Source organism: Candidatus Albibeggiatoa sp. nov. BB20, from assembly GCA_016744725.1.
In the GTDB taxonomy this organism is placed as follows: Bacteria; Pseudomonadota; Gammaproteobacteria; order Beggiatoales; family Beggiatoaceae; genus Albibeggiatoa.
In genome coordinates this window covers 1-2,087 of sequence record JADGDW010000288.1, presented here as the reverse complement: position 1 = coordinate 2,087, position 2,087 = coordinate 1, and the positions used below count along the sequence as shown (strand labels likewise).

Sequence of the window (2,087 nt, the reverse complement as noted above, 5' to 3'; positions counted from 1 at the left end):
GGTATAAGCACATGGTTCAGCAATTTCATATCAATCAAAGGAGAAAGCCCGATCCTCAACAATTTGTGCTCAGGATTGTGATATGCCTGCGCTGCTTGTTGCAATTCATTTTTATCGTCTAAAACCGCCCGTATAAAAGGCAGCATATATTCCCCAAACACGGTTAAATCAACTTTGCGCGTGGTGCGAACGAATAATTTACCACCTAATTCATCCTCTAATTGAGAAATCGAATTTGATAATGTGGGCTGGGTTGCGTGGCACATCTCAGCAGCTTGGCTAAATGAACACGTTTCCGCGACCGATTGTGCAAATAAAAGTTGTTTCAAGTTCATAGCATATATTCAAAAAATAAATAAATCATATTCAAAAATAGAATTTCTAAATCATTCTAACTTATCTTAAGCTGTATTTCGACTTTAAGCATTATAGCTAGGACTGGCAGCCTTATTTATTATTGACCTAGTTTAAGCTGCCAGTCCCCATTTTATATACGGAGAATTAATATGACTGCACAACGTATGCTTTTTCTAACGGTTGCGACTTTGCTTGGAGCTGGAATTTGGTTAACAGGCTGGGAACAAGCGCATTGGCTACTTTATGTGTTAAACGTGATGTTGGTGTTTGCAGGTATCACAGGCGTTTGCCCTGGATTGATATTGTATAAAAAGCTTGGTCTTAAATAAGTACCCACTTGTGAGTCGATGAGAATTGCTGTCATTGGCTCATTTTTTTGGAGAACACAATGAATACCCATGTTTCTGAATTATTGGCTTTTGGACTGGTCGCAGTGACTATCGCAGTGTTTATCCTTATTGGTATTGTGCGCGAGCTTGCTCCTCAACATCAAGGAAAATGGCTATTAGGAATTGCAATGGGTTTCGGTGTGCTTGCCTTTAGCTTTAAAATTGTATTTATTTTGACTTTTAACAATTTTGCTCAGCCCATTTTACAATATTTACCAACCCAACCATCTATCCCACACGCGATTAAATCTCTGTATGTAAATACAACACCCGTTAAAACAGAGGCTTATATTTGGGAAGCATTGCCTGATATTGCTCCTGCACCCACCAATAATCCCACCACAGTTGAGAAAATTGCCTTAGGTAAAAAGCTGTTTTTTGATGCTCGACTGTCTGCTGATGGCTCTCTGTCCTGTGTTTCTTGTCATGAGTTATCAGAGGAAAAAGGCGGAAGCGATGGCTTATCAAGTTCAATTGGTATTCATGGCCAACAAGGGCAACGCAACGCCCCCACAGTATTAAATGCAGCATTTCAGCGCGTTTTATTTTGGGATGGCCGAGCAAATTCTTTGGAACAGCAAGCTATTGGCCCTATTACTAATCCTATTGAAATGGGTATGCCATCATCCGAAGCGGTACAAGAACGGGTGCAAAGCATTGCAGAATATCAGGCCTATTTTGCTCAAGCTTTTCCTGAAAATCCAAAGGTGACAGTTGATAATATTGCTAAGGCGATTGCCACGTATGAGCGTACATTGATTACACCAAATTCAGCTTATGATCGTTTTGTTAAAGGTGACAGCGATGCCTTATCAGCCCAACAGTTACGTGGTATGGCTTTGTTTGAATCAACAGGCTGTATTTTATGTCATTCTGGAGCGAATTTCAGTGGTGCAAGTATTAATAGTGACAATACGGCCTATCGTATTTTCCCCACTGTACCCAATACTCAATACGAGAAAGAATATAAATTGGCAGATGATTTAGGGGCAGCTCATCGTTTTACTGATGTAAAAAGAGGGGTGTGGCGTATTCCTTCATTACGTAATGTAAACCGTACTGCGCCCTATTTTCATAATGGTTCAGTGGATGATTTGGAAGAGGCGGTGCGTATTATGGGACGGGTACAGCTCAATCATACCTTAAGTAATGATGCCACAGATGATAAGCATCGTTATTGGTCTTATGAAGAGCAGCAGTTGCTTGAATCAGCCAATCAAGCACTGACGGATAATGAAGTCAAAGATATTGTCGCTTTCCTAACTGGATTAGATGGCGTACTTCCAAATTAAATAACCACAGGCTTTTAACTTCAGTTATCAATAGCAGGTGCTTTCGATA

Annotated in this window: 3 protein-coding genes; 2 read left to right on the top strand and 1 reads right to left on the bottom strand. The window is 40.3% G+C overall.

Translation table 11 applies throughout. The features are described 5' to 3' along the window. Positions 1–335, bottom strand: a 335-nt coding sequence (locus ABXH34_RS18640) for a LysR family transcriptional regulator (protein WP_353573394.1), incomplete at its 3' end; no start/stop codon positions are given. A 171-nt stretch (positions 336–506) separates the two neighbouring features. On the opposite strand from ABXH34_RS18640, the gene ABXH34_RS18635 reads away from it, so the two are divergent. Together ABXH34_RS18635 and ABXH34_RS18630 are read left to right on the top strand one after the other, a co-directional pair. After that, positions 507–686 (top strand): hypothetical protein, encoded by a 180-nt coding sequence (locus tag ABXH34_RS18635; RefSeq protein WP_353573393.1) that lies wholly within the window; start codon positions 507–509, stop codon positions 684–686. Between the two features lie 59 nt (positions 687–745). Next, positions 746–2,038, top strand: coding sequence for a cytochrome-c peroxidase (locus ABXH34_RS18630; protein WP_353573392.1), 1,293 nt, complete (start codon positions 746–748; stop codon positions 2,036–2,038). Positions 2,039–2,087 lie beyond the last annotated feature (49 nt).

Bases quoted from the DNA above. Each gene is read 5' to 3' on its own strand.
- ABXH34_RS18635 (WP_353573393.1), top strand. From the start codon at position 507: ATGACTGCACAACGTATGCTTTTTCTAACGGTTGCGACTTTGCTTGGA.
- ABXH34_RS18630 (WP_353573392.1), top strand. From the start codon at position 746: ATGAATACCCATGTTTCTGAATTATTGGCTTTTGGACTGGTCGCAGTG.